A 21908-nucleotide genomic window follows, 5' to 3' on the forward strand; every position below is an offset into this window, starting at 1 on the left:
GAGTGAAAGCATGGGAAGGGCCGCTCGCCGATCTGGCGGCGCGCCTCGAACAGGCCACCGAGCAGGGCAACCCTAAGTCGATCACAACGACAGAGGCGTTGGCACAGGCACAGCATGTCCTCGACCTTCTCGACGGAGATGATGAAAGCGAGCTCCCTGCATGGTTCACCCTCGGCTGGTTCTTCTGGTCTCGTTTTCTGGAAATGCCAGAAAAAGGTAGAATGGACTACAAGGCAGCCGTCGAGATGTTCATGGGATGTTTTCTCGCGGGGACCGACAAGGAGTATCTTCCCGAGCCACTCCTCACGAATATCGCGCTACGTTCGGCCACCGCTGTTATCACATGGCTACAACCTGTTTTAGGTCACCCTTCGTATGACGAGGTCGATCAGGCACTAAACGTTCTCCGGCGGGCTCTCACCATACTGCCGGAGCGCCATCCTGACCGTGGATCAGTGCTGTCGAACTTAGCCGTGGCGCTGCAAACCCGCTTCCAATATCGAGGGGCGTTAGGCGACCTGGATGAGGCCGTCACCGCTCTGCGATCCGCGGTTCGAGAAGTCCCGGCCGACCATCACGGTCTGCCTAACATGTTCGTCAACCTCGCGGGAATCCTGAATTCCCGATATACGAGAACGGGTCAGCTCGAAAACTTGCTCGACGCAATCGACGCGGGTCGGCGAGCGGTCGATACCGCTACCGGGGAGGGCGACCTCGCCGCTCACCGCGGGGCGCTGGCAGCGACGCAGCTGAAGTTCTTCGAGCGTACAAATGAATTGCCCTGGCTGGACGAGGCCATTGAGGGTTTCGAATCTGCGGCGACCGCAACCTCGTTGAAGCGGCACGAGCAAGCCGGCATGCTGACCAACCTGTCGATCGCACGCCGCCGACGGTTCAGCTACACCGGTGACATCGAGGATCTCGAACGCGCTGTCGAGGCAGGGCATGAGGCTGTACGAGCTACGGCGGCCGATCACCCTAACCTTGCAATTTTCCTCACCAACTACGGCACCGCCCTGCAGGCGCGGTTTGAACGCACCGGAAACGCGGCAGATCTCGACAACGCCGTTGAGGCCCTCCGGCTCGCTGTCCACTTGACTCCCGAGGAACATGCAAGCAGGGCTGTACGCGTGTCCGCTCTGGGAATAACCCTGATCATGCATGCCGGGCGGACGGGAGACGCGGCCGACTTCGACGCGGCGATCGATACCTGCCGAAAAGCGGTCCAGTTAGCTCCGCCAGATGACCCCAACCGGGCAATCCATCTGAACAATTTGGGCGTCGCCCTTCGCGCCCAATTCGAGCGTACGGCCACGTCGGCCATTCTCGACGAAGCTGTGGAATTCTCTAAGCAGGCGGTGCACGCTACGCCTGACAACCACCCTGAGCTCGTCAGCCGGTTATCGAACACCGGGCTCGCCCTGCTGACGCGATACAACCGTGCTGGGCGACTAAGGGATCTCGATGAGGCCGTGGAGCAGATGGAACGCGCGGTCGCGGTAGTCCCCCCCGGTCACACTGAACGCGCGGTCGTGCTCTCTAACCTTTCGGCCGCCCTCATGGCCCGTTACCTTCGGACCGAGACGCCAGCGGACCTGACGCGTGCGCGAGAGGCCGCACAGGAAGCGGCCGACACAGTCCCGCCCGGCCACCTTTATGAGGCGCGTTATCGCGCCAACCTCTCGGGAATTTTGAAGGCGCAACACGAGCGGACCGGTTCCACTGCGGACCTGGACAACGCGGTAGAGGCCGCCCGAGCCGCAGTGGTCGCAGCCAAAGACGGGGATCCGTACAAGGCCCGCTACCTATCGACTGCCGGGGCGATCCTGTCCATGCGTCACTCTCACACCGGTGTAGCTGAGGATCTAAGCTCGGCCGTCAAACTCGGCCGAGACGCGGTCGAGACAGTCCCACTCGATCACCCAGAACGAGTCGACTACCTGCTGAACCTCGGACTAACGCTGCGGGACCGCTTCAGGGTGAGCGGCGACCAAAGCGACATCGACAAGGCAAGGTCCGCATTCGAGAACGCCGTTACGCTCTCGTCGGGCCGGCCGACCCAACGGATACTGGCGGCCAGGGCTGCCGCGGAAACCATGGCGGCCTCCGATCCAGGAAGAGCAGCCGACCTGCTGGAAACAGCGGTCCGGCTCTTACCCGAGGTGGCTCCACGAAGACTTGGCAGACGCGATCAGCAGTACGCGCTCGGAGAGCTGGCCGGGCTGGCGGGGGACGCTGCGGCGCTCGCTCTCTCAGATCCGAGTGAAGGGGACGACGAGACAAGGGCTTGGCGTGCGATTCGGCTCTTGGAGGCGGGCCGTGCATTCATGCTCAACCGGGCGCTGGATACCAGGAGCGACGTGTCCGAACTTTGGACGGCGCACCCCGAGCTGGCCGCCCATTTCGAGGAACTCCGCGACCTCTTGGACCAGGATCCAGACCTTCTCCCAGCGCAGGACGGGGGGCCGAATCGGCGTCATCTGGAGGAGGAACTGGCGGCGGCCTTTGAACGCATCCGTGCACTGGAAGGGTTCGCCTCATTCGGGCTGCCACCGACGAACGAGGAGCTTCTCGCCCAAGCCGAAACCAGATCTGGGGGAGGGACGATCGCCTGCTTCAATGTGACCTCCTACCGCAGTGACGCCCTCATACTGTCCAGCCGTGAAATCACTTGCTTGCCCCTGCCCGACCTGACCGAGGACGCTCTGGCGGCCAGGATCGATGACTTCTACGACGCGCTTGCGGTGACTACCAGCTCCGAAAGCGCCCTGCTGGAGCGCCGCAAGGCTCAGTTGCGCCTGCACGGTGTGCTGCGCTGGCTATGGGATGCCGCCGCTGGCCCCGTCCTCGCCGTGCTGAAAGAGACCGACGCCAGGATCTGGTGGGTGACCGGGGGACTGCTGGGCTTCCTGCCCGTCCACGCCGCCGGACACCATACCGAGACCCCGGAAGTCGGACACTGCCGTCGCACCGTCCTAGACCGGGCGCTGTCTTCCTACACACCAACCATCCGGTCGCTCGCTCACGCGCGTCGGCTGCGGGACAGGCCGAGCCCCACAGGCAAGTCGCTCATCGTGGCCATGCCCACGACCCCAGGCATCCCCGGCGAACTCCATCATGTCCTGGCCGAGTCGCACGCGCTGCTGACTCGCCTGCCCGACCCGCTGTTCCTGGCCGAGGGCGACGGAACAGTACCAGCGTCCCTGCCGACCAAAGCCAACGTGCTCGCCCATCTGAACGACTGTAGGATCGCCCATTTCGCCTGCCACGGCGTCGCGGACCCGGTCGACCCATCGAAGAGCAGGCTACTGCTGCACGATCACGCGACCGATCCCTTCACCGTCGCCGCTCTGACGAGGCTCTCACTGCATCGGGCCGGCCTTGCATACTTGTCGGCGTGTCGCACCGCCTTCTCAGGATCGGTGGAGCTGCGCGACGAAGCCATTCATCTCGCCTCCGCGTTCCAACTGGCCGGGTTCCCCCACGTCGTCGGCACGCTCTGGGAAGTCGATGACGCGATATCCGCACAGGTCGCGGAAGGGTTCTACGACAGCCTCCGCACTGACGATGGGAATCTCGATGTGGTGAGGTCCTGCGGCGCCCTGCAGGAGATGGTCCGCGACATACGCGACAGATTCCCCTTGGCACCGTCATTGTGGGCGGCGTACCTACACGCGGGGGCATAGCTCCACAGCGAGAAGGTAGGGACGTCATATCAGGAGGCCGCTCATGAATAAGGGCGAGCTGCTGCTTGAGCCGGAGGCGGCCAAGTGGCGGGTACTGGGCATTCAGAACAAACTGCACCGCTGGGCCGGCGAGGATCCTACTCGCCGGTTCAATGATGTGTTCAACCTGGTCGCAGACCCGGCGTTCCTCGTGGTCGCGTAGCGTCGGGTCCGAGGCAACACCGGGTCTCGCACGGCGGGCGTCGATGGGCCGACGGCCCGTGACGTTCCCTTGGCGCTCCCTCCACAGCTAGAGCCTTTGCGGGCCTCTGCAGCGATGACGCGATTGCGGGACATACACGGGATGATCAAGCAAGGGGAAACACCAGAACAGGCTATTTACACAGGTCAGATCGGGTGGCGGAACAGTAACGCCCGTGCTCTCCTGAAGCAGGTGTCGCATGTTCGAATCATGCCGGGGGCACTCTTCTTACCAGCGGTTATGGCCTTGAGCTGGAGTTATCCGTGATCACGCGTTCGCACACCTAGTTCAGTTCACGGTCGTCTGATCCTCAGCCTGGTCGCCTTCCTGGATGACACTCCGATCAGCGGCGAGCTCTGCGGGGAAACGGCGACCGCTGCGAACCAACTCAAGGCCCGGGAGCAGAACCATACGGTCTCCCAGGCTGACGCGATGCTCATCACCACGATGAAGCATGACTTCTTTGCCGTCTTTGAGTACCAGTAGCGTGCCGTTGGCGCTCGTGTCCCGGACGACGAGCCGTTCCCCCTCCAGGGAAAGAACGAGATGGGACCGGCTGACGTGAAGCCGCCCAGAGCTGTCGAGCCAGGGGCTGACGTTCAGGCCACTCAGAGGAGGCTGACGCCCCACGATCGCCTTGGAGCCCTCCAGCACGGTGAACCGTTGAATCTCGCGATCGTCCTTCAGTAACTTGATCTGCATCACGAGCGGCCGGGGACCCAGATCGACCATGTCCAAGCCATGCTGGTCGCAGAACACCCGACCGTCCCGCCAGCGTGGGAGAAGGACGTATCGGCTGCGCCGGGGGTCGTGACGGACGCAGTGGGTCTCCGGGCAGCCCCACAGTCGCCCCAGCACGTCGAACCTCGGATTCCGGCCGGTCCCAAGGCCCTGTTGGACGAGCACATCGCTCTCTTCAGAAGCGGACAGATCCCAGGCCGCCACCGGGATCATCGTGACACGCCTCAGGGCGACTCTCCGATCCGGGGCAATGTAGGGTTCCAGCACTACGTCGCCTCTACCGTCAAGCCAGGAAAAATCTCGGCGATGCCCTCTGAATCTGTCACCCGTGATGATCGGCAGCCCTGTCACCTCAGCGATCTGCAACAGTCTGACATCCGCCTTGCCCTCGACTTCGATCAGGCGCTCATCAGCCCACCGGCGGGTCAGCCGAAATTGATCGGAATTGCTGAATAGGCCACCTCTGATCAGACTCTGATCGGATACCGCGTAGAGCGCGATGTCCGTCGCGCCGTGAAGTTCGGCGAGGGCCTTGGCCACTCGGTCGAGACGGGTAAGGTCGGCGGCGCCTGAACCACCGAGCCTGCTGTTCCTGACAACGTTCGACAGGTCGACGAGCGCGTCCGCACGATCGATGTCGGCGGTCAGATAATCATCCATCCGAGCCTGCGACCCTCCCTGTTTCTTCCGCTACGCGGCCTTGGCGCGGAACGTTCCGCTCACGTGGAAGTCATCAAAGGAGACCTTCATGACAGAAGCCTTGTCGGGGGTGTTGGCGACGATTCCAGACACGCCGTTCGAAAGGGGAACACCATCGGTCACCGACTGCACGTATTCCCCATCCAGCCACATGGTGAGCCGGATGCCGCCTGACTCCTCGGAGCACTCGGCCGCAAGCCGCCGTGAGCCGCCCTTAGCCGCAGTCCCCACTCTGACGTGCGCCAGATCCCAGCTGGCCCCGTCCTGAACCCTGCGAATCCGGGCACCTCCCGCTTCGTCCAGCAGGAACTCGTATCTGGTCGGCTTGGAACTCAGGTCCCCCCGGCAGAAGACGCCGTAAGTGCCCCGGCCCGAGGTGCCCTGCCTAGTGGAGAGATCAACAAAGATCGCTATCCTTTCGGGAAGCCTCTCGTCGGCCGATGGCTGGGACGACTTGCTGCTCCGCAAGGCCATCCCCGGGATCGGAGCAACATTCGTCATGCCGGATGATACGGAGCCTCTGACATCGATCGCGTAGAACCCACCGGGCGCATAACCGTAACCCCAATCCGCCGAGTCCAGATGGTAGTACCCTCCGCTCCACCCTGATCCGGGTTGCTCGAAATCATCATGGAAAAGCACGGGCAGATCCAGCGGCGGTCCACTGGATAAGAATACCGAGAGGCTCAGCAAGCTTGCCAGAGCGATCCCAACGCCCCCCGCAATGGCGAGACCCCGTTTGCGCCCCCCCTTCCAGTAGATTCTCCGCCTGCGGCCTTCTTCCGTGGGCGACAGCGCCGCGTCGTCATCAGTGGGCGCTTCGGGAAGGAGCAACGTTTCGGTCCCGGGGGGAGGCCCCTCCGCCGTCGGCTTGCTCATCAAGGACACGGCTCTGACCTGTGTCAGGTCACTGTCGGAACGGCCGACCAAATGGTCCAGGAGCTGCTGCGAGGCCGGCCGGAGACCAGGTACTTTCGTCAGTGCCGCCCGCACCGGCTCTCGCAGATCGCTCTGGAGGAAGTCCAGCTGAGGCTCCACATGCAGGATTTGGTGGTGAATGGCCGGGATATCCCCTTCGAACGGCGGGCGGCCGCTCGCGGCAAATACCACCAGGCATCCCCAGGCGAATACATCACAGGCTGCGGTGACCGCCTCACCGCGAAGTAGTTCCGGTGCCGTGTACCGGGGCGTGCCGACCACCTGACCATGGCTGGTGATGTCCACGAGAGCATCCAGTGGGCGGGCGACCCCAAAGTCGATCACACGTAACCCGCCTGGGGAAAGCAGCACATTGGACGGCTTAAGATCGCGGTGAACCACACCGGCTTCGTGGATTGCGACCAACGCGGCCGCCAGGTTCACCGCGAACGCGTGGAGAGCAGCCCCTTTGAGGTGACCGGATTGCTTCACGAACTCGTCGAGGTCCGGCCCTTCGACGTACTCGGTCACGAGATACAACCGGTCTCCGGTCAGCGCAGCCTCGATGACCTCGGCCGTCGTGAACTGCGGTACCCGCCGGACCGCCTCGATCTCCCGCTCGAAACGCCTTCTGAACTGCTCGTTTCCGCTGTGCTCGTCTTTGATCACCTTGATGGCAACGAGTCGACCGTCGGTACCCTCTCCCAGGTAAACGGTGCCCATGCCACCCTGCCCCAAGAGCCGCAGCACGCGATACGAGCCTATAGTCAGTGGTTCGCCAAGCTCCGGGCCATTCAACCCTGAACCTCACCTATATCAAGGCATACATGATCTACAGCATCATAGCGGGATATTCATCAATTCATGGTGCCTCAGGTACGGCAGTTGTAGTTCCTGACCTTGCTGGTGTTGGCGGAGGTCGAGCGGCGGTGCCGGAGACGGGAACGGTCACCGCGCTGCAACGGCCGTCGAGGCTTGATCGTTTCTCACAATTCGGCATGATCGATAGCGCTTGAGCTGCATGAGGAGCTGCTGGATGGCCTGCTGCGGCAGGTGGCCGGGCGTTTCGCCCCCCGGGAGACCCGCCAGCCCTGCCGTCAGACGGTGGCTGTCGTACGGGGGGAACCTCAAGTTGCCCGGTTCGGTAGACACATCATGGCTTGCGGCTAAGCGGCAGCACAGTCGCCTTCTTGTTTGGCTTGGAGGACATGCCGGCATTCGTACTCGGTGGGGCTGAGTTGGCTGTTCGAGGAGCGACGGCTGCGGGCATAGCAGAACCCTCGATGTAGCCGAACGCGGCGCGTTTGGCGTCTGACCTCATAGCCTGGGGCGCGGGACATGCGCGGGATGATCAAGCAAGGGGCAGCCTCGGTACAGGCTATTTTCCCAGGTCAGATCAAGTGACGGAACAGTTTTGCCCGCGCCTCTCCTGATCCGAAAATCAGACATTCGCTGGGCACGCGGTAGCGAACCTCATGTGGTGGTGCGTAACGGGGTCGTGCGGGCCGTACTGGTCAGGCGGCGGGGTCGAGGGTGACGCGGTAGCCGAGGGCTTCGAGCTCGCGGACGTGGTTGCGCTTCTTATTGTCGGGATTGGTGCGCCGGACGTAGAAGTCGGCGCCGAGATCGATGAAGTGCGCATCGGGGTCGGACAACAGATGCCAGATGATGACCAGGATGGAACGGCCGACCGCGACGATGGCCCGCTTCTTGCCCTTGCGCCGAACGATCCGCCGGTAGCGCTCACCGAGGAAGGTGTCGGTCCGGCCGACCACGACCGCGGCTTCGCCCAGAGTGCGGGCCAGATAGCGGTTGCCGTGCCCGGTGGCGTTCTTCCCGTTACGCTTACCGGCCGACTCCTTGACTCCCGGCGCGAACTTCGCCCAGGAGGTCAGGTGCGCGGCGGTGGGAAACCGGCTCATGTCCAGGCCGATCTCGGCGATGATCGCGTGCGCGGCGGTCAGGCCGATCCCGGGAATCTCATCCAACCGGTCGACGTCCGCGGCGAACGGTGCGATCTGCTGGGTGATCTTCTGATCCAGGGTGGCGATGTCGGCGTTGATGCCATCGACACGGGCCAGCATCGTGGCCAGCAGGAACGCGTGATGGTCGGAGAAACGGCCGGTGAAGGCCTCCTCCAACGCAGGAATCTTGCCGCGCAGGCTGGAGCGCGCCAGCTGCGCCAGCGCCTTCGGGCTGCGCTCTCCGCGGATGAGGGCGGCCATCATGGCGCGGCCGGAGACGCCGAAGATGTCGGAGGCCACCACGCTCAGCTTGATCTGCGCGTCCTCCAGCAGTTTCTCCACCCGCTGTTTCTCGGCGGTGCGGGCTTGGACCAGGTCCACCCGGTAGCGGGTCAGGTCGCGCAGCAGCCGGATCTCCGGGGGCGGCACGAAGCTGGGGCGCAGCATCTGACGTTCGGCGACCTTGGCCAGCCAGACCGCGTCCAACTTGTCGGTCTTCGGGCGGCCGGGCAGATGCTTGACGTCGCGGGCGTTGACCAGCCACACCTCAAACCCTTGCGCCTCCAGCAGGTAGAACACCGGTTTCCAGTAGTCGGAGGTGGCCTCCATCACCACCCGGGTGACGCCCAGGCAGCGCAGCCGATCGCTCATCGACAGCAGGGAGCGGGTCATCGTGGTGTAGGTCTGCACCTCCTGCAGCCGTCTGCCGGCTTTCTTGTCGTCGGGGACGCGGGCGCAGCACACCAGGGTGGCCTTGCCGACGTCCAGGGCGGCGACCCTTTCGATGATCTCTTCGGCGTCGTGGGTGGGGGCGAGCATTGGGCCTCCTTACCGCCGGGGACAGCATGAGGGTGGTTGCTCGCGGGAGCCGCAAGGGGACGGTAGCGAATCTGATCCGCGTGCTCGAAGCAACAGTGAAAGGCCCACAGGCGCGGCTCCCGGCGTCCGACTAAAGCACGGCCTGAACAACCAAGGAGATACGACGTCAGCGAGCAACCACCCCGATTTTCAGGCCCGAACGGCCTCCTCTGCCAGGGGGAGATTGGAGACTAAAGCGGGTGTCGCATGTTCGAATCATGCCGAGGGCACTCATCTCCACCGGGATTTTAGTACGCTGAGCTGTGGTTTCTCGCCGCAGGTCTTTTGCTTGTCGGAACCTTGGTAGGCCGCCGAGGGCACCCGCATGCAGCCGCAGGACCTTGATCACGGGATCAATGCGGGATGATCTTGATAGTGTTTCCCCAGGTCGGATACCAATTCGGGGCCATCCGGACCTCCAGCAACGCCCGCAACCACTCAAAGGAACCAGGGCCGTCACGGCGACCCTCGACGGCTCGACGTCATTGGCATCGAAGCAGCGTCCTGCCGAAACCGCCATAGGCTGCGATTGGCCATGACGCCTCTGGTGACGGCGCTGCTCCTCAGCGGCAAACCCGGACGGGTTCAGCTCCACATGCGGATCCCCGGATAGGGCCGCAACAGGCCACTACGGACTCCGTCACCTCGTCCTGAGAAGTACGCCCTCTCCGACAACCCGATCCCGGCCAGCCCCCCTTTGTCACACTTCTCCCGGCTTGGACACAACTGTCGTACGCCTGGCCGCCAGGCATGCCGGTAGGTGACGGACGGAAGCTTTCCGCTTTGCACACCGTACAAGACACGTCCATCCGACCCCCGCCTGAAGAATCAGCGACAGAAAGGACTTCCTGTCGGTCTGACAAAAAGCTACGGTGTGCTCATGTCCGACGCCCCATGGGAACCGCCGAGCATCCTGCTCGCCGTCGATCTGGTGATCTTGACTCTCCGCGATGCACGCTTGAATGTCCTACTCGTCGAACGCGGAGTCGCCCCCTATCGCGGCGCGCTCGCCCTACCAGGAGGGTTTCTCCGTGACGAGAGCGAGGACATCGAGGCGGCAGCGCGACGAGAGCTGTCCGAAGAGGCCAGCCTGGCCGACGTGCACCTGGAAACACTAGGGGTGTACGGCGAGCCAGGACGTGATCCTCGTGGTCGCGTCGTGTCTGTCGCCTACCTGGCGATCGCGCCCCGCCTGCCGGAGCCCGTCGCAGGGACGGACGCGGCTGGCGCCTCCTGGACGCCGGTGGACGACGCGTTGTCTTTGGGGACTGAGCTGGCCTTCGATCATCGGCGGATCGTCGCCGACGGCATCGAACGTGCGCGTGGCAAGCTCGAATACACGGCGCTGGCCACGGCGTTCTGCGACGAGACCTTCACCATCTCCGAGCTTCAGCTGGTGTACGAGGCGGTGTGGGGGGTGCGGCTCGATCCCCGGAATTTCTACCGCAAGGTGCAGAGTGCGCGTGGCTTCATCGTCTCGGACGGCCCGATGCGACGGACTTCGAACGGCCGCCCGGCCCGGCTCTTCAGGGCGGGCCCGGCCCGAGTGCTCTATCCCCCGATGGTCCGTTCGGCACAGGCCGTGCCAGAGGGTCCTGACGATTCAGCAGCCCAGATCACGGCTGAAGGAGGCCAGCAGTCATGAACGAGCGTCTCATCGTGATCCTCACCGCGCTGGATCTGGAGTATCAGGCCGTCCGAAAGCACCTGGCCGATCTTCAGATCCATCGCCACCCTGCCGGTACACGGTTCGAGGTCGGCCGACTCGCAGACGGCAACTGCCGGGTGGCCTTGGGGCTGGTCGGCAAGGGCAACCAGCCCGCAGCGGTACTCGCCGAGCGCGCGATCGCGCAGTTCGCACCGTCGGCTGTGCTGTTCGTGGGGGTAGCCGGAGCCCTCTGGCCCGACATCGGCCTGGGCGACCTGGTGGTCGCGACCCATGTGTACGCCTACCACGGCGGCACCAGCGAGGACGACGGGTTCAAGGCACGCCCGCGCGTCTGGGAAGCCTCGCATGAAACGGATCAGATTGCCCACCACCTCTATCGGAGTGAGACCTGGGTCCGCCGCCTGCCCAAAGGAGCAGCCGTTCCGAAGGTGCGCTTCGGACCGATCGCGGCCGGCGAGGTCGTGCAAGACTCCGCGATCTCCGCGCACGCCCAGTGGGTCCGCCAAACCTACAACGACGCGCTGGCGATCGAGATGGAGGCGGCTGGTGTGGCGCAGGCCGCCCACCACAACAGGTCACTGCCCATGGCCGTGGTGCGTGGCATCAGCGACCGGGCCGACGGCACCAAGACGAACACCGACGACGCGGACTGGCAGCCGAGGGCGGTGGCGAACGCTGCGGCCTTCGCCACCGCCTTCGCCCAAGAACTGGCTCAGGAGCCACACCGCACACCTCCTGCCGATGCCGCGGTGGGAAAGGCGCAAGGCGCACCCGTGACCGAGCGCGTGACGAGCATCGCCCGCGACAACGCCCACGTGGGCATACAAGCCGGACACATCCACGGAAACATCTCGATCAGCACCGTACTGTCCAGCGACGTATCGGCCCGCATGCATGAGCACATCAAGCAGATGGAAGCCGCGCCTCCTCTGCCCGCAACCCAGACGGCTCCATGTCTTCCAAGAGAGTTGCGCCTCCTGTTCGGACGCGAGACAGAGATCGCCGAGGGGCGAAGGTTGCTCGAGAAGTCAGACGGCAACAACAAGCCAGCGCTCTTGGTGACCGGTCCACCAGGGATTGGGAAGAGCGCAGTCGCGCTGCGCCTCTCCCGACTCGTCGCAGACGTTTATCCGGACGGGCAGTTCCACGTCGACCTCGCCCTATCTGCGAGTGGACAGCACTCCGCAGATCTAGTGCTGGCGCTCCTGCACACACTGCACCCCGGCGATGGACCGCCTCCCGAAAGCCGTGCACACCGAATCGCAATGCTGCGCGGGACACTGTCCTGCAGCAGAGTCCTGCTGCTTATCGACGACATCGTCTCGGAGGAAGCACTCCTCGAGATCCTCCAGATGGATGGCCCCTTTGCCCTTGTATGCACCAGTCGGGCCAAGTTCAGCGGACTAACCGGGCTAGTGCACCTCATCGAACTAGGGCCGCTACCTCACCAGCACAGCGAAGAACTCGTTAGGGCGATTGCCGGGCCCACTCGGCTAACCAACGAGCAGGCGTCCACCCTGGCCGAAGCATGTGCCGGGCATCCCCTCGCATTGCACATCGCAGCCGCTCACCTGGCACGTCGGCCGAAGGTCAGTGTCGACCGATTCCTCGACGACATCGCCAGCCCCGACCGGGGGCTGAGAGCCCTGCGCGCCGGTCAGACCGCACTGGAGCCAGTGCTCGAGCGAAGCTTTGCCGCACTGAGTTCTGAACAAGCAGAACTGTTCACCAGGCTCGGGATCCTGCCGCATATGTCTGTTACCCCGGACGTCGCCGCTGCTTCTACCACGTCACCGACCGAATTGGACGACGTTCGCGTCGACGCCGTGACGGAGCTGCTGGACTCGCTCTTCGAACTCAGCCTCATAGAGCAGATCGACGAGGACCGGTTCGTTTTCCACGAGATCCTGCATCGCTTCGCCCGGCTCAAGTCAGCCTCGACCGCAACGGAGCTTCGGGAAACCGTAATCGGACAGACCTGCCTCGTACTGGCCGCTCGGACACAGTCCGCAACGGAATCGATCGGCTTCGTGGACAAGGAAGCGAAAGTGTCCGCTCAGCACAATGCAGACGCTCTGCGCGTGCTGAACGCGGATCGACCCGGTGCCGTCGCCATGACCGAACTGGCCCAACAGCATCAAGTCTGGGGACCACTCGTCCTTCTCGCGTCGGTCCTCACAGCCTCGCTGTGGCACGGCAGCCACTGGAACGATCTGGATCGTATCTATCGATGCGTGCTCGAAGCCGGTAGCCAGTCCAACAATCCCGAGTGGATAGGGACGGCTCTGCACAATCTAGGCATGGCTGCTGCCCGTCTCGGCGAAAGCGAGCGAGCCGCCGAGCTGTTTCAGCGCAGCGCCGAAACCGCGCACGAGGCCAGCAATCCGTACCTGATGCATCTCGCCCAGCTCTCGCTGGGAACGCTGCTCATCAACCTCGGTCGGGCCCGTGACGCTGTCCCATACCTGCGCAACGGGTTGCCTTTCTGGCGGACCATCAAGGACTACCGGGTGTTGGCCCAGGCGCTGGGGAACCTGGGGCAAGCCCACCTGGCCCTCGGGCAGCTCCGCCGGGCCGAACAGTATCTCCACAACAGCAAGAACTTGTCCCGTCCCGGTAGCAGTGCGGACCTGTGGAACCGCGATGTGATCGCCGCACTGCTGCGCAGGACGGGCCGACTGGCTGAGGCCGCCCAGGAGGCTTCGCTGGACATCGAACGGGCACGAGCTGTTGGGAGCCGGGAATGGGAAGCAAAGGCGCTGATGGAGCTCGCCGAAACGCCCATGGAGGAGCGGCCAGACTCAGCCCCTGTTCAGCCCCTCGAGACTGCACTGGCCATCTACCGTGACACAAACGACGTTCAGGGACAGGTCCGTGCTCTGTTTCGGCTCGGCAGCCAGGCTGCGGAGCGAGCAGACATCTACCAGGCTGTCGAACACCTCGAAGAATGTGCGAATATCGCCGCCGGAATCGGCGACTACGAACACGCAGCACGAGCACTTTCCTACCTAGGTTCTTACCACGGAGGCGTTGGGCATCTCGACGAAGCAGAGACGTACTTCGCCAACGCCCGGGACATGGCACGCCACCTGGGTAACCCCATCGTGTTCGCCGAGACTCTGCAAAGGAACGCCGACTACCTGTGGCACCTGGGTCGTATCGGCGAGGCCATCAACCATCTGAGCGAAGCGGTTCGCCTATTGGAGGCCACCGAAGACAAACGGGCCTTGGCCCAAGTCAGGGCAGGGTTGGGAGAGGCACTCGTCGTCGCGGGACGATGGCAGGAGGGCGTCCAGGCCCTGGAATCAATCGTCTCCGTGTTGTCGGACGACGCATCCCCTGCCACCAGGGCTCAGGCGTCTCGTGCGCTCGCCATCCTCTATTCACGCCGGGGCCTCCATAGGGAAGCCATGTCCAGGATCACCAAGGCGCTCGACCAATGCGAACAGTCCGGCGACAAGTCAGCCATCCTGCAATGCAGGATGGCTCTAGCAAATGTGTACGCCCGGAGCGGGGAGCGGACCAAAGCACTCGATCAGTACAACAAGGCTGCCGAACTGGCTTTGGAGCGGAAAGATCTTCATGTCCTCCTCACCGCCCATACCATGGCGGCAATGTGTCGACTCCAGGGCGACGAAGCAGAGAAGGATAAAGCGATTGCCGTCATTGCCAAACTCATGCCGTTGACCAAGCAGTTACGGATGCAGTCGCTCGAAGCCGCCCTGCGTAACAACGTCGGCGCATACCACGCCGAATCCAATGATCACGAAAAGGCAATCAATGAATTCCGAGAAACCCTGACCCTCGTCGACCAGATCGATGACAACACGCTACGTGCAACCTGTCTGCTCAACCTAGCCCGCTCCTATCGAGCACTCGGTGACGTCGATAAAGCCCGCAGCCATGCACGCGAAGCCTTCGCTCTCCATCAGCAATTCAGCAACTGGTCAAAGGCCGGCGATGCCCTACTGCTGCTCGCAGGGCTGTACCAGGACGCGGCACCAGACCCCGAAGAGCTCAAACTCAACGAGCTACTGGGTGACGGTCAGCAACTCGACCACCGCGTCCTGGAGGCCATCCGCTCCCGCCCCCACCCTTTTGACTACAGACCTGTCATCAAGGACGGCCGCGAGGCCAGCATGTCGGCCACCATTGCTGACAGGAGAAAAATCAATGTCTCCGATGCCGTCCGACAGGAACTGACCGGAATCGACATCGAACAGCTCACCGCTCACCTCGGGAACTCCCGGCAGACATGCGTGGCCTGCGATCTCTTGATCGACGAGACAGGAGAGGCCGAACTGCTCCTGTTGCACCACCGGAAGCTGAACCAGCTCACGGTACGCCTCACGCACCCTCACTGCGCAGCCTCCACGGTGATCTACCTAAAGGAAAGGACGCTGAAGGAGCCGAAAGTCATCTTCGAGGTCGAATGCATCCTCTTCGGCGGGGACAAGGCCGGGATCATCGCTGACTGCTACGGCGGATGGGGGGTGCATGAAGATGGGCGACTTGAAGACCTCGTCCTCGAGAGGTACCGCGAAGCAGGATTTATCAATCTACAGACCATGCTCCAGCTGGACAACGGTCAATCGCTGGACCTGCGCGACATCCCTAGCGTCACTAGCAGCGGGGTTCAGGCGCGACTCGAGAAGAACAATCTCTCAATCACCGGCCCGCATGGCCAACTCCTGCACCGCATGCCACTCAACTTCCTCCCCCGCTGGTATCAGCAAGCAAATGAGGGTTCGTTGACCGTCATAGTCGGCAGGAACCTGCAGGGGATGGCAGCCGAAGATCCCTCCTATTTAGTACGAGCCATGGCACTGAGCAGGACGATCGGTGGCGCCGTACCACTGACCGTGGTGCGCCCCAGCAGGAACAGCCCCTGCCCGTGCGGGATCCGCGCTGGACGCAAGTTCAAGCACTGCTGTGGGAGGAGTAGCGCCCTGAAGTAGTTGTATCCGCACCCATCGAGCCGAACGACGATCCCGCTCGCGGCGCCTGGACGTGGCACAGCAAGCTTTGCTGGTGTTGGCCTATCTGTGTAACGGCGATACTTATGTGAGCTTCCCTCGTAGCCCGGACAGCGGCTTTGCCATCGGCACTGTCACCGCCTAGCGCTGCACCCACAGAAGCGTCGACCTGTTCGCCGCACTCGCCAATGGCGTCACGGCCACCGTATTACGCGCTGGCCGACTTGAGGGGCCACGGTGCTTCCGGACAGCCGCCTTATGGGCGTGTAACCTATGCGGCTGCTTGGGATGAAAGGGACTCGTTGAGCACTTCCAGGGGCGGCCGGTAGCCGAGCGCCGAGTGCAGACGCTGCCGGTTGCAGAACCCTTCGATGTAGCGGATGACCTGCCGTTTCGCCTTGGTTCGGATGGCGAAGACGAAGCGGTAAAGCCGTTCGTTCTTGATCACGCTGAAGAACGACTTGGCCATCGCGCTGCCGTAGCAGAACCCCGGTGCGGCCGCCCCCCTGTGTCAGGCTCAAGCAGGACATCCCCACCAACGACACCGGCCCAGGCAGCGACTTCGCCTGTCCGTGGATGACGCGGGCTTCGAGCGATGAATGCTGATTCAGCATCGGGGCAAGTCAGGCTGCATGTCGATGCCCGAACGCTGTTTGTCGAGAGGTGGATCGGCGGCGATCCATTGATGGCGCGGTAAGTGTCACCCCTCAGCAAGTTCCTGTCAGTTTGACAAAAATCTATGGTCGTTTCATGACCGACGATCAGTGGGAGCCGCCGAGCGTTCTGCTCGCGGTCGACTTGGTGATCTTGACATTGCGCGACGCCCGCCTGCACGTCCTACTCGTCGAACGCGGCGTCGAGCCCTATCAAGGAGCGTTTGCCCTGCCGGGAGGCTTCCTGCACGACCAGGGTGAGGCCATCGAAGCGGCGGCACGCCGGGAGTTGGCAGAGGAGGCCGGCCTATTCGACGTGCATCTGGAGATGATCGGCGTATACGGCGAGCCTGGGCGTGACCCTCGCGGCCGGGTGGTCTCGGTCGCCCATCTGGCCATTGCGCCCCGATTGCCGGACCCCATCGCAGGCACGGACGCGACCAGCGCCTGCTGGACACCGGTGGAGGACGTCCTATCCACCTCCGCATACGTGAGGCTGGCATTCGACCATCGGCGGATCCTTGCCGACGGTGTCGAACGGGCTCGGACCAAGCTCGAGCACACGTCACTCGCGACAGCCTTCTGCGGCGCGACGTTCACCATCTCTGAACTCCAGCAGGTCTACGAGGCGGTGTGGGGAGTCCGGCTCGATCCTCGCAACTTCTACCGCAAGGTCCAGAGCACCCACGCCTTCATCGTCGCGGCCGGCCCCATGCGGCGTGCACAGAACGGCCGCCCCGCCCGGCTGTTCAAAGCTGGGCCGGTCCAGGCCTTGTATCCACCCATGGTCCGCTCAACTCAGACCGGACACGAAGCCCTCGGCGGTCACGCTTCTGAGATCGCGCCCGAAGGAGGCGAGCACACATGAACGAGCGTCCTGTCGTGATCCTCACCGCGCTGGATCTGGAATATCAGGCCGTCCGCAAGCATCTGGCCGGGCTGCGGACACATCACCACCGCGCCGGCACCTTGTTTGAGGTGGGCCACCTGGCAGACGGCGAATGCCAAGTGGTCCTGGGGCTGGTAGGCAAGGGCAACCATCCCGCCGCCGTGCTTGCCGAACGGGCGATCAGCGAGTTCGATCCCCTCGCATTGTTGTTCGTCGGGGTAGCCGGCGCTCTGTGGCCGCAGGTCGGCCTGGGCGATGTGGTGGTCGCAACCCACGTATACGCCTACCACGGGGGCACCAGCGAGGACGACGGGTTCAAGGCACGTCCCCGCGTCTGGGAGATCTCGCACGAGGCGGCGCAGGTGGCGCATTACCTTGATCGCAGGAACACCTGGACTCGGCGCCTTCCCGATGGTGCGGACATTCCGAAAGTGCGCTTCGGGCCGATCGCGGCCGGCGAGGTCGTGCAGGACTCCGCGATCTCCATACATGCCCAATGGGTTCGCCAGACATACAACGACGCGCTGGCAATCGAGATGGAGGCCGCTGGCGTGGCACAGGCTGCCCACTTCAACAGGTCGCTACCGATGATCGTGGTACGTGGCGTCAGCGACCGGGCCGACGGCACCAAGGTCACCACCGACGGCGCGAACTGGCAACCGAGGGCGGTGACCAACGCCTCGGCCTTCGCCACCGCCCTCGCCGCGGAACTTGCACAGGAGCCACATCACACATGGCGTACTGCCTCGTTGAGAAAGGCGGAAGACAAACGCATGACAGAGAGCGTGCGAAACATCGCCCGCGGCCACGCGCGGGTAGGCGTGCAGGCTGGGGCAATCTACGGCAACGTATCGGTGGGACAGCCGTCCAAGCCCTCCGCCGACGCAACGGCACTTCTCGCGGAACTCCGCGACGAGCTGGCGCGGGCACGGACGGCGGGGACAGTTGACGAGGACACGTTCGTCGCAGCCGAGGAAGAACTCAGCGTCGTCACCGAGTCCCTGTCAACGGACACCGAACAGGGCAAGAGCCGCGCGATGATTGCGCTCAGGAAATTGCGCGGCCTGCTGATGGACCTGGCCGAGCTGGCCTCGATGGTGACATCCGTCATCACCGCAATCAGAGGCGCCTCATGAGCAATCCTGGCACCGGCACGACCAACATCGCGGACGGCTCTGCCACCGTCGGCATCCAGACCGAGACTGTGCATGGCAACGTCTACGTGTACCAGGTGCCGACGGGCGCCTCGCCGATGGAGCGGTTCGAGGTTGGCCTGCGCTGCCTGAGCGGCGGCATGCCAGGAAGGGCGAGAAAGCACATCGGCGAAGCCGTCATAGACGGCTACGTCACCAGCCGTTCCTGTTTCTACTTGCTGCTCGCCCTGCTGAGCGGACGGACGCTTCAGCAGGTGCCGAAGGAGGACCTCGCCCCTCTTGCCTTCGCCCAAAAGGCGCTCATCGGCCGCATCGACGACGAGTGGACCCACGCGATCAGGGTGATCACCCGCCTCCTGGCCTCCCTCCAGGAGCGTGACGTCGATTTCTCCGTCATCGAGAAACAACTCAGCGAGCTGAAAGACGACCGGCGCAACGAGATCGTCCGTCATCTCGAGATGTTCTTGCACGGCCCCATTCAGGACACCATCTGGGCGCGCGCCTTGGACATGGCCAAGCAGGATCAATGCGATCGAGAACGTCTGCAACGGGTCTGGAAGTTCTTCCAGCCCGAGCCGATCGGCCCACGGGTACGACCGCCGCGTCCGCCCGACACCACGATCGGCAGCTGGATGTTGTCCGTAACGACCACGGCCCTCACGCTGGCGGCCGTCGGTCATATCGGCGTCCACGCCTGGCAGCACTCCTGGCCAGCGGCCGCCCTCGCCCTGCTGCTTGTCACCGCCGGCTCATACGCGTGCGCGCGCGGGGGTGTGGAATGGCGCTTCCGGGTCGTACGCCTGCGTGCCAAGGACAACGAACGGCAGGTCGTGAAGCAACCAGTGCCAGAGGGCTTCGCGAGCCGGATCGGCCGACAGTTCGCCGACTATTTCGCACGGTACGTGCCGCGTAACACGGACAGAGCCGCGTGGCTGACGCAAACGGCTGGCGTTCGTCAGGTCTTACGGGATGAGGTCGTCGAGCTGTACCGGGAGAGCAGGATCAACGCCAAACGGGTCGCGTGGCTCATCCGATACCTCGTCAGCGACGTGAAGGATCGCTGGCAGAAGGGCCAACTGTGGGAGTACCGTGACCGGCTCCGGGTACCCGCGTCCATGAAGGCACGCGTCGCCCTCGGCGCCGTAGCCCTCGGCGCCGGTATGGCCTGGCTGACCTGGGGCGGGCTGAACATCGCACCCTTCAGTGTCGTCGGCGCCGCACTCATCGCCGCGGCAGCAGGCCGGTTCGCCGTGGACGGTTGGTTGCGCATCCTCCTGGAACACAAGAGGTACGCCGCCGACCAGGAAGAAGCCGAGCGGCTGCTAGAGAATCGCCAGGCGGCATTCACTCGGTGGAGGCGCAAGCTCTCCGACAAACCGGATGATCGGGAAATGGCGTACTGGCTGGACTGCGACCGCAAGGTATTGACGGAGGAGGCAATGCAGCACTACAAGCTGAAACCACACGACGTCATTGCCCACGCCTTCATCGAAGCCCCCGCAGCTCCCTACAAACGGGCACGCGTCCGAAACGGCCCCTGGCGTTATTCCAGATACAAGCTCCTCGTCTTCCTGCTCACCGCGGACGGCGTCCGACAGATGACCATCGACCTCGATTTCGAAAGGGCAACATTCCACGATCGAAGAAGAATCAACTACCGCTACGACGCCGTGGCCGCGGTTCAGGCCGCAGAAGCCGATGACGGCCACAGAACGTTCGAACTGACGCTGGTGAACGGCCACCCGATCACGGTTGAGGTGACCGGACCTCCACCCAATCCCGAGGCGGGGGTAGAGGAGGATGCGCGCACCGTGTCGCAGGTGACGCTCGATACCGCAGGACTTGGAAACACCCTACACATTCTAGAAGGCATCGCCGCTGAAGGAAAGAAATGGATCAATCATGAACGAGAGCGTGAGCAGGACCGGTTAGCCGATCTCACGAACACCGCGCATGGAATGTTCGGCTAGACATGTGGGTGGACACCTGAAGTGATCCCACGGACGCGTCAGCGGTTGTCACCACCGAAGGTAGAATCGAGCTTGATGGCATGATTTCGACACCTCAACGGGCGCTGCATGCGTCGTATTCGACGTGAAGCACTGCGACAGCTGGGCATTCTGGTACACCGGCACTGACGAAGGCCTCACCGATTTGCGGGAGAAGTTCGTGCGGCGGATGACTCAGCCCGAACTTTCGGCGTGAACCGACGGCGTCCGACCAGCGGGCTCTCACCTGTGCCAGCACCAGGGCTAGATCACCCCCACACCATCTCCCAGGACGTGAATACGTCCTCCGCAGAGCTTCCCGATTAGACAAGATGGGGCTAGTTGCCACCTGTGTGTCGGCGAGAACGACTTCTCGCCTTTACTCTGGGAGTTATCCAATAATGCCTCACCACGTGTACCGCGACCAGGTCGATCATGCGCGGGGATTGCTGGTGGTGGAGATGGCTTGCTGATACAGCTGGGGCAGGCCACCTATACCGTTGATGGCCTTGCGCAACCGGGTCTGGGAGTCGAGGAACCAGTCGAAGTAGGCGTCCCAGTCGCTGGCCTGATCGATGCTTCCGGAGCGGTAGTCAGCGACCCGGCATGCGATCTTGTCTGGGAGGGGTTCGTAGGTTAGTTGCCCTCCATAGGCAGTTTCGAGCTGGTCTTGGTTGGCGATCAGGGCAGCCAGCGCGTGTTCGTTGATGGCGGCCTCGGCGGCGAGATAGAGCTCGCTGCGCAGCCCTTGCCTGCTGAAGGAGACGGTGTAGTAGAAGCCGGTCACTCCGGTCGGCATCTCGAACCAGTTCTGCGCGGGAGGCTTGCGCGCCCTCGTCCATCCTGTGCGCTCCGAATGTGTCCGGTCGAGAAAGCGGGCCCAAAACTGCTGGTAGGTGAGGTTGCGACTGGTCGCGTTGGCTGAGCTTGCCCGTTTAACCTGCTTACCCCAGTCGTTGGGTTGTGCCACAACACGAAACATCGGGGCCGGCGGGGAATCAACGACGCGGACCAGGCGGATCTCAACGCCGAAGAACCGGGTGTTCTCATCGGTTCTGGCGTTGAGCCACTCCAGCGCTGCGCGGTGCTCATCCCGGAACATGGTGGCCAGCCAGACGACGTTGGTGGGGGCAGTGCCGCCGGCATAAGTCAGGAGCTGCCCCAGATGGGCGTGGTCGGTCGGTGTGAGCTGGTTCTCGACGATCACCCGCTCATTGGTGGCCTCGTCCACGCCGATCAAGTCGAGTAGGAATCCTCCGACCGGATGCTCGGCGACCTTCAACACCAGGTCCATTCCCAGCTCTTCGCCGAGAACGTCGGCGTTTTCCAGCAGCCAGGGCGTGAAGTCACGTGCCTCGTGGCGCCATACTTCACGTGGATCTACCGGCGTCAACCGACTCAAGTCCGGTCGCCCGCTCCTGCTTGCTTTCCCTTTGCCCATCATGGCCGGAGCGTAACCCCGCGGTTTCATT

At 63.4% G+C, this 21908-nt stretch carries 13 protein-coding genes and 1 pseudogene; 9 read left to right on the forward strand and 5 right to left on the reverse strand.

Features of this window, described 5'->3' with window-relative positions:
* Window positions 1-2: 2 nt before the first annotated feature.
* Both ABT061_RS35870 and ABT061_RS35875 read left to right on the forward strand, forming a co-directional pair.
* Entirely contained in the window at window positions 3-3686 is a 3684-nt protein-coding gene (locus ABT061_RS35870; RefSeq protein ID WP_350926469.1) for a CHAT domain-containing tetratricopeptide repeat protein, read from the forward strand.
* A 43-nt stretch (window positions 3687-3729) separates the two neighbouring features.
* Entirely contained in the window at window positions 3730-3888 is a 159-nt protein-coding gene (locus ABT061_RS35875) for a hypothetical protein (protein ID WP_350926471.1), read from the forward strand.
* A gap of 327 nt (window positions 3889-4215) precedes the next feature.
* Here the strand turns inward: ABT061_RS35875 and ABT061_RS35880 are convergent, their stop codons facing one another.
* Both ABT061_RS35880 and ABT061_RS35885 read right to left on the reverse strand, forming a co-directional pair.
* On the reverse strand, window positions 4216-5328 hold the full coding sequence (locus ABT061_RS35880) for an FHA domain-containing protein (protein WP_350926473.1): 1113 nt from the start codon (window positions 5326-5328) through the stop codon (window positions 4216-4218).
* A 30-nt stretch (window positions 5329-5358) separates the two neighbouring features.
* A complete protein-coding gene (locus ABT061_RS35885; protein ID WP_350926475.1) occupies window positions 5359-7035 on the reverse strand; it encodes a serine/threonine-protein kinase in 1677 nt (558 codons plus the stop codon).
* Window positions 7036-7112: 77 nt separating this feature from the next.
* Between ABT061_RS35885 and ABT061_RS35890 the strand changes: the two genes are divergently transcribed.
* Window positions 7113-7301: a hypothetical protein gene (locus ABT061_RS35890; RefSeq protein ID WP_350926477.1), complete on the forward strand. Its 189-nt coding sequence runs from the start codon at window positions 7113-7115 to the stop codon at window positions 7299-7301.
* A 498-nt stretch (window positions 7302-7799) separates the two neighbouring features.
* Here the strand turns inward: ABT061_RS35890 and ABT061_RS35895 are convergent, their stop codons facing one another.
* A complete protein-coding gene (locus ABT061_RS35895; RefSeq protein ID WP_350926479.1) occupies window positions 7800-9068 on the reverse strand; it encodes an IS110 family RNA-guided transposase in 1269 nt (422 codons plus the stop codon).
* Window positions 9069-9987: 919 nt separating this feature from the next.
* Between ABT061_RS35895 and ABT061_RS35900 the strand changes: the two genes are divergently transcribed.
* From ABT061_RS35900 to ABT061_RS35910, 3 genes and pseudogenes are all read left to right on the forward strand, one after another.
* On the forward strand, window positions 9988-10752 hold the full coding sequence (locus ABT061_RS35900) for an NUDIX hydrolase (protein WP_350926481.1): 765 nt from the start codon (window positions 9988-9990) through the stop codon (window positions 10750-10752).
* Entirely contained in the window at window positions 10749-15734 is a 4986-nt protein-coding gene (locus tag ABT061_RS35905; RefSeq protein WP_350926483.1) for a tetratricopeptide repeat protein, read from the forward strand. The genes ABT061_RS35900 and ABT061_RS35905 overlap by 4 nt, the downstream gene beginning before the upstream one ends.
* 4 nt (window positions 15735-15738) lie before the next feature.
* Window positions 15739-15978, forward strand: a pseudogene (locus tag ABT061_RS35910) (IS5/IS1182 family transposase); the annotation flags it as partial.
* A gap of 45 nt (window positions 15979-16023) precedes the next feature.
* On the opposite strand, the gene ABT061_RS35915 reads toward ABT061_RS35910, so the two are convergent.
* A complete protein-coding gene (locus tag ABT061_RS35915; RefSeq protein ID WP_502991554.1) occupies window positions 16024-16221 on the reverse strand; it encodes an IS3 family transposase in 198 nt (65 codons plus the stop codon).
* 281 nt (window positions 16222-16502) lie between these two features.
* Between ABT061_RS35915 and ABT061_RS35920 the strand changes: the two genes are divergently transcribed.
* Genes ABT061_RS35920 through ABT061_RS35930 form a run of 3 tightly spaced genes read left to right on the forward strand, consistent with a single transcriptional unit; the run spans window position 16503 to window position 20418 of the window.
* Window positions 16503-17273 (forward strand): NUDIX hydrolase, encoded by a 771-nt coding sequence (locus tag ABT061_RS35920; RefSeq protein WP_350926485.1) that lies wholly within the window; start codon window positions 16503-16505, stop codon window positions 17271-17273.
* Window positions 17270-18430, forward strand: coding sequence for a 5'-methylthioadenosine/S-adenosylhomocysteine nucleosidase family protein (locus ABT061_RS35925; RefSeq protein ID WP_350926487.1), 1161 nt, complete (start codon window positions 17270-17272; stop codon window positions 18428-18430). Before ABT061_RS35920 ends, ABT061_RS35925 begins: the two co-directional genes overlap by 4 nt.
* Complete coding sequence (locus ABT061_RS35930) at window positions 18427-20418, forward strand: hypothetical protein (RefSeq protein WP_350926489.1); 1992 nt, start codon at window positions 18427-18429, stop codon at window positions 20416-20418. The genes ABT061_RS35925 and ABT061_RS35930 overlap by 4 nt, the downstream gene beginning before the upstream one ends.
* Window positions 20419-20869: 451 nt before the next feature.
* On the opposite strand, the gene ABT061_RS35935 is transcribed toward ABT061_RS35930, so the two are convergent.
* Window positions 20870-21880, reverse strand: coding sequence for a DUF4268 domain-containing protein (locus tag ABT061_RS35935; RefSeq protein WP_350926491.1), 1011 nt, complete (start codon window positions 21878-21880; stop codon window positions 20870-20872).
* Window positions 21881-21908: the final 28 nt, after the last annotated feature.

This window comes from Streptosporangium sp. NPDC002544, assembly GCF_040295965.1.
In the GTDB taxonomy this organism is placed as follows: Bacteria; Actinomycetota; Actinomycetes; order Streptosporangiales; family Streptosporangiaceae; genus Streptosporangium.